This is a genomic window from Paraglaciecola hydrolytica, from assembly GCF_001565895.1.
In the GTDB taxonomy this organism is placed as follows: Bacteria; Pseudomonadota; Gammaproteobacteria; order Enterobacterales; family Alteromonadaceae; genus Paraglaciecola; species Paraglaciecola hydrolytica.
The window spans coordinates 190,884-198,332 of record NZ_LSNE01000005.1; the positions used below are offsets into that span (position 1 = coordinate 190,884).

The window sequence follows — 7,449 nt, forward strand, 5'->3', positions numbered from 1 at the left end:
CATAGCGTTAACAAATTTGAGGTGTCGAGAATGATTAATATGATATTTAAAAAACACTGTAGAGTGTTACTTGCACTGATTTTAAGTGGTGTCAGTTGTGTTGTTGCCGCAACACCAACTCAAAAACCCAATATATTGTTGGTTTTAGCGGATGATCTTGGCTACAACGACGTAGGCTTTAATGGTTCGAAAGACATTATTACGCCAAATTTAGACGCCTTGGCGGCTCAAGGTACAACGTTTAGTGAAGCCTATGTGGCACATCCATTTTGTGGACCAAGTCGCGCTGCTCTGCTAACGGGACGTTATCCTCATAAAATCGGCTCGCAATTTAACTTGCCTATTCGAGGCTCGTTTGTCGGCGTGCCCACCAGTGAAACCTTTATTGCGCAAGTCATGCAAGACGCCGGATATTTTACTGGTGCTATGGGTAAATGGCACTTAGGTGATGCACCACAATATCATCCAAACAAACGTGGCTTTGAAGAGTTTTATGGCTTTTTAGGTGGCGGACATAACTATTTTCCAGCGCAATTTGAAAAGGCCTATAACGAGCGTGTTAAACAAGGTGTGACCAATATTTTTGAATATTTAACGCCGCTTGAGCATAACGGTAAAGAAGTACGCGAAACTGAATACATTACCGATGCCTTGTCGCGCGAAGCCGTTAACTTTGTAACTAAAGCCGCTAAAAATGACAAACCATTCTTTTTGTATTTGGCCTACAACGCGCCCCATGTGCCATTGGAAGCGAAGCAAGAAGACATGGCGATGTTTCCCAATATTAAAGATAAAAAGCGTAAGACCTATGCCGGCATGGTTTACGCCGTTGATCGTGGTGTGGGACGCATAGTTGAAACCTTAAAAGCCAATAATCAGTTTGATAATACCCTGATTGTGTTCATGAGTGACAATGGCGGAAAACTGGGACAAGGCGCCAGCAATTACCCTTTAAAAGAAGGTAAGGGCAGTGTTTACGAAGGCGGTTTTCGCACACCTATGTTAATGCATTGGCCGCAACAAGTGGCAGCAGGTAAGCAGTTTGAACACCCTGTTTTGGCCTTAGATCTTTATCCCACTTTTGCCGCATTAGGCGGTGCAAGCTTGCCCGCAAATAATAAATTGGATGGCAAAAACATTTGGCAAGACTTACAAGCCAATCAAAACCCTCATCAAGATGAATTGATTTATGTACTGCGCCACCGTGATGGTTTCAGCGATGCGGCAGTGCGCCGCAATGAATTTAAGGCGGTTAAATACGGCAAGCAGGACTGGCAGCTATTTAATATCGAAAAAGACATTTCAGAGCAACATGATTTGAGTGCTAGCAATAGCTTAATGTTAAATGACATGGTGGCTGAAATGGAAAAATGGACATGGGATAACGTGCAACCTTTGTGGTTTCACATATCTGAAGAAGGGGCCAACTGGCGCTTAAAGGGCATGCCACGTTTTGATCAAACCTTCAAAACGAGCATTAGCTCAACTGAATCTGACTAATCAATTTTCACGTTTATTTGTTTACCAAGGATAGAAATATTATGCCTAAGCTAAAATCTTATTTGCACATTTGTCTTACGGCAGCACTGTTAGTGGGTTGTCAACAATCCCTGTCACAAGGCAATGACGGCGCCGCAAAGCTCAATGCCTCTGCGCAGTGGTTTAGCGAAAATAACGGGGATATTCCACTAGAAAATATGTCGCGTCGCAAGTGGGATAACGCCGTCATTGCTGATTTAGATCAGGATGGTTACGACGACCTAATACTCACCGACCATGGTTATACCGTAAAACTGTATTGGAACAATGCTGGTAAGTTTGCCAAAGGCTATGATCTTATCGTGGGTGATATGCATGGCATAGGAGTGGCTGATTACAATAAAGATGGCGACATGGATATTCTGGTTTCTCGTGGTGGTGGCTCGGGTTCAAATGCGCGCAATTCTAAATTATTTCATATCACTAAAGACCGTAAAATCAGTGAAGGTGCAGACTTTAATCCTCCTTTAACTAATATCAGAGGTCGTACCGGGAAGTTTTTTGATGGCGACAATGATGGTGATCTCGATCTGTTGTTGTTGGGTTTTCCTTCTAATAATTCTCCCTCAGTCAGTGAAAATTTTATCTATGAAAATGCTGAGCAATATAATTTGCTGCAAGTGGGTAATTTGCCTAAAACCTATCGTGATGGGCAAAAAATACTGATCACCGATTTTAATAATGACGATATCGACGATGTATTGATCTATGGTGAAGGCAAACTTAAGGTCTTGCAGGGGCAAGGTAAACTGGGTTTTGTGGATGTAACAAAAACCGTGTTGGAGCAAGATATCGAGTTTGCCACTGGCATTGCGCCCATCGATTATGACAATGATGGCGACGTGGATTTATATATTAGTCGTGGCCAAGAATTTGCCGCTGGCGATACCTTTTTTGATGCACAAAAACAGACTTTTGCTTTTTACACCAAACGCGGTGATTTTAAATTTGACGATCTGTTGATGGGTGATGTGTTTGAAATGGAAAACTTTCAAGCCGCCTATCCCCATCAAGATGTATTTATCGGCGAAGGTGCTTATCTTTATGAATATCCTGGCGAACACCATGGCGGACAGACGATACGAATAGTCAGTAGTTTGGCTCTAGGCTGGCCGGATAAGTTAGACAAACCTGGGCTGTATATTGGTTACATTGGTAACGATACTTGGCGCATTGCTGGTAATACTAATCCACCCACAAGCGGCGTTATTCATCGAGTTAAAAACTATCAAGCTACACAATTTACTGCCGCGCCAGAAGATATTCTGCTGGAAAATACCGGCGGCCGTTTTAAGCAGGCCAATGCAACAGCAAATCTTAAGGTTAATGAGCATACATCAGGTGTGGCGGTAGCCGACTTTGACAATAATGGTTTTCAAGATTTGTTTGTGGTCAAACGTGGAGATTTGTCTAAACCCACTAGCCAATTGCTGTTTTTAAATAAAGGGCAGGGGCAGTTTGAACAAGAGCTGCAACACGGTATTTATTCGCCAGAGCTGGGTGCAATGGGGGCAGGGGCCGATGCCTTTGACTATAACCTCGATGGCAATATGGACTTGATCTATGCCAACGAGCGTGGCCTTTGGCATCTGTATAAAAACGGCTTAAAAAATAACAATCATTTTATCAAACTCATGATTAAGTCTTCACCGACAAATAAGGCTTCGGCTTTGGGGGCAATGGTCACCATTAGCGCCTGTCAACAGAGCCAAACTCAACGCGTAGGCGCCACAGCGGCACCCTATACTCAATCTTTTAGTCAAGTTGTGCATTTTGGTTTAGGCCAATGTCAGTCGGTTGATAAGGTGACAGTTCGATGGTCTGACGGCGAAGTCAGCACCGCCACTAATCTATCCACCGATGTCATGCATAAGCTTGGCGGCTAATACCAACTAATGTTTAACACTTGTGCTACCTACTTTTATAGGAATATTTTATGAACACCTTACACGCCCATAAAAATGCTATTAATGCGAATTCGCAAAGTCCTTTTGTGAAATTACGCAGTATCAATATTGGAGACTGCCGCTGGACGGAAGGTTTCTGGGCCGACAAATTTAAACAAGCCGAACAAATTATGGTGCCGCACATGGGTACCTTACTTAAGGGCGATATAGGTCACGCCTATAACAACTTTAAGATTGCGGCTGGCTTAATGCAGGGCGAAGCAAAAGGCATGTTATGGCATGACGGTGATTTTTATAAATGGATGGAAGCCTCGCTCTATGTGTATGCGGTAAACAAAGACGAAAAAATTCTGGCTGAAATGGATGAAATCATCGATGTCATCGCCAGTGCCATGTTAGCTGATGGTTATATTCACACCCATAACCAGATACTTAAAAAACCGCGTTATACCAAGGTAACCGATCACGAGCTGTATAACTCTGGCCACTTGATTACCGGCGGTGTTATTCATCACCGAGTGACAGGTAAAACAAACTGGTTAGATTTGGCCATTAAACATGCCGATTATTTATATAACGTGTTTGCGCCGCGCGAAGAACAACATGCCCGTTTTGGCTTTAACCCCTCACAAATTATGGCTTTGGTTGAGCTGTATCGTGAAACCCAAAATAAAAAGTACCTAGAGCTGGCCGATATTTTTGTCACCATGCGTGGCTCGGTGCCCATGGCTTTACATGACAGTGTGCCTTATTGGTTTACTGGTGATCAGTGCCAAATGAAAACCCCATTACGCGAAGAAAGCGAAGCAGTAGGCCATGCGGTTACTGGCATGTATTTATACTCAGGTGCTGCTGACGTGTACGCCGAAACCGGTGAAACCGCCTTGTTAGATGCCTTAAGCCGTATTTGGTCGAGCGCCACAGAAAAGAAAATGTATCTAACCGGCGCGTTTGGTCAATGTCACCACGGAGCCTACGATGATCAAAACATGATCCACGAAGGTTTTATTGATGACTACATGATGCCCAATTCCACGGCCTACAACGAAACCTGCGCCAACATCTCCAATGCCATGTTTAACTGGCGTTTATTGGGCATTACCGGTGATGCTAAACACGCAGACATCGTTGAACTGGTATTACACAACAGTGCCATGGTGGGGATCAGCGCCGACGGCGATAAGTACTTTTATGCTAATCCACTGCGCATGAACTTTGGTCAACGTGACTATTCAGACCATTGTGATTGTACCGAGTCACCTGAGCGTGAACCTTATATCGAATGCTTCTGCTGCCCACCTAATCTGGTGCGTACTATTGCGCAAATATCAGGTTGGGCCTATAGCCTGTCTGACCAAGGCGTAGCGGTAAACCTGTTTGGTGCTAACCAATTACACACCACCTTGTTAGATGGCAGCTCACTTAAGTTAAGTCAGTCTACTGAATACCCGTGGAAGGGACTGGTAAAACTAACTATCGAAGAGTGTAAAACCAGCGCCTTTGATATCCAAATTCGTATTCCTCAGTGGGCGCTAGGCACTACCTTGCAAGTAAACGGACAAGCGGTTGATGTCGCCCTTACTCCCGGTCAATACGCTGTCATTGAACGTCAATGGCAAGCCGGTGATGTGATCACCTTAGACATGCCCATGGAAGTCAATTTAGTTGAAGGTCACCCACGAATTGAAGAAGTACGTAACCAAGTGGCGATTAAACGTGGACCTTTAGTTTACTGTGTAGAAACCCCTGACTTACCTGCCAATACCGGCATCCTCGATGTTTACATTGCAGGTGATTCTGAACTTGAGGTGCAACACCGCCCCGACTTTTTAGGCGGCATGACAGTGTTAAGTGGCAATGTATTATTGCGTGCTGACAAAGAAAACAGCATGTATCGCACCATTAAAAAACCCCAATGGACGGCCCACAAAACCAACTTTGTGCCTTATTACGCCTGGAGCAATCGCGGCATGGCAGAAATGACGGTCTTTATGCCCGTCGTGTGGAAATAACCCCCCTTAGTCACTAGGCGCATCACCCTCTGGTGCGCCTTTAAATTTCATTTCTTATATACCATCATTCTGGAGCGACCCATGACCAGCGTTAAAGCCTGTTTATTGTTATTGAGTTTAATCAGTAGCGTGTTTGTGCATGCTAATCCTACTACTCTTGCTACTACTCAACATTTTGCCACTTTGCCCGATAACTGCCCCACACCCGATGCGTTTGACATTGCACCCGATGGCAGTTTGACCCTGTCTTGCCCTAACTTTGCCAATAAAAATCTGGAAGGTGAGTTATTTTCGCTCAATCATCAGGGCGAAGTTAGCCATTTGGTTAGTGTTCCCAGGTTAAAGGAAAAAAACAAAGCCAATCCGATGGGCATAGCTTATGGACCAGACGGTGCCTTGTATGTGGCGGATAGTCGCGGCGTTAAACAAGGGCGCTTACTTAAGTTAAGTTTTGACGGGCGTAAATTGATTAATACCGAAGTCATAGCCACTGGTTTAAACCCTAATGGATTGCGTTATTTTAAGGGCTCACTGTATGCCACCCAACTTACTATGCCCAAGGTAAAATCAACTAACAATACCAGCGGTATATATCGTATTGATGTTAATGCACGCAATCTGCAGCTCAGCAATACCTTGGCTGACCCTCAGCTAATTTTTAGTGTTGAAACCCAAAACCCACAAAAACAAATTGGCTTAGACGGCCTCGCGTTTGATTCAAAAGGGTACTTATACACCGCCAATATGGGCGACGGCATAGTGTACAAGCTGACCTTGGATGATGCCGGGCAGGTAACACTTACCGAAGAGTATGCCAAGGTACCTTGGCAAGCCTCGGTAGACGGAATGACCTTTGATCAATACGACAATATGTACCTCGCCGGTTTTGCCAGTAATCAATTATTCAAAATCGACAGCCAGCAAAATGTGACCGTATTGGCAGATTACCCCGATAACAACGGCACAGATGGCCAACTCGACCAACCCGCCGATCTATTGGTCTATGGCGACAAACTGATCATATCCAATTTTGATTTGATGGTAGGCAATGGCATGGAAAACACCCAACACAGCAAACCTTATACCTTGTCTTATTTTCCACTTACAGCGGTAGAGTAGCTTTAACCCTGAGCAATAAGAGTCGCTTGAGGTAAATCTTTGAATGGCTCATTTGATGAAAGGAGACAGTCTAAAAATTGTCTGGTAGTCTTAAGTTAGGTCGGTTTTCGACCCAAAGCGGACTAAACACATTACGCAGCCGAACGATAAAATGAGTGAGTTTGAAAAGTTCTGTTCAAAGGCAAGCTGAGTATCTACAAAGTTTGGGGAAGAGCAAAAAGAATTGGCAACTTTAACTAGATATTTCCTTCATAACACTTATTTGTTATAAATTTCTCCTTAATATTATCTGCAAGTGAAAATCCATATACTAGATACGTTTTACCTTCTACTTCGGCAGTCAGTGAGGTTAATACGGAAAATTGATTCACAAAACTGCTTAATATCCCCAGATGATGAACAATGACATTTCCATTTAATCTTACTGAAGTATTGCGCTCCAATAACCTTGCTCCCTGCTCCCAGGAACTCCCATCTTTTAAAAAACCTGCTATACCCAAAGCAATAATCTGTTCTTCTTGTTGGGATCCACTAAAAGTCACTAAATAGGGTACATTCCAAACGAATTCGGGATAGTCTTCACGCTCTTTTTCCTCCCAAAGAACGTTATTTTTAAGTTGAAAAAGTTCAGGAATTGTAAGAGTAGTGGGATGAAAACAGTGTTTTTTTAGCTCCCATGAATTTGACCAATGAATACCAAATAACAAGTAAGCTACAATCCCAATGCAGATTACCCATATAATTTGTTTTTTCATAAATATCCTCAATAAAATAGCGGTAATTAGGACCGCTATTTATTAGAACTAAGTAAAATCAACTCACTCTCTAGTGCAATTATAATAATAGCGTCAAGGGCAACTAATATTCATCTG

Annotated in this window: 5 protein-coding genes; 4 read left to right on the forward strand and 1 reads right to left on the reverse strand. The window is 43.3% G+C overall.

The window, feature by feature from the left end; translation table 11 throughout:
* Positions 1 to 30: 30 nt before the first annotated feature.
* The 4 genes from AX660_RS08795 (at position 31) to AX660_RS08810 (ending at position 6,577) form a co-directional block, all read left to right on the forward strand.
* Complete coding sequence (locus AX660_RS08795) at positions 31 to 1,500, forward strand: sulfatase family protein (RefSeq protein ID WP_235594702.1); 1,470 nt, start codon at positions 31 to 33, stop codon at positions 1,498 to 1,500.
* A gap of 41 nt (positions 1,501 to 1,541) precedes the next feature.
* Positions 1,542 to 3,425: a CRTAC1 family protein gene (locus AX660_RS08800; RefSeq protein ID WP_068375680.1), complete on the forward strand. Its 1,884-nt coding sequence runs from the start codon at positions 1,542 to 1,544 to the stop codon at positions 3,423 to 3,425.
* Positions 3,426 to 3,475: 50 nt separating this feature from the next.
* Entirely contained in the window at positions 3,476 to 5,458 is a 1,983-nt protein-coding gene (locus AX660_RS08805) for a glycoside hydrolase family 127 protein (RefSeq protein WP_068375683.1), read from the forward strand.
* A gap of 81 nt (positions 5,459 to 5,539) precedes the next feature.
* A complete protein-coding gene (locus AX660_RS08810) occupies positions 5,540 to 6,577 on the forward strand; it encodes a Vgb family protein (RefSeq protein ID WP_201027429.1) in 1,038 nt (345 codons plus the stop codon).
* A gap of 236 nt (positions 6,578 to 6,813) precedes the next feature.
* Here the strand turns inward: AX660_RS08810 and AX660_RS08815 are convergent, their stop codons facing one another.
* A complete protein-coding gene (locus tag AX660_RS08815) occupies positions 6,814 to 7,332 on the reverse strand; it encodes a hypothetical protein (protein ID WP_068375685.1) in 519 nt (172 codons plus the stop codon).
* Positions 7,333 to 7,449: the final 117 nt, after the last annotated feature.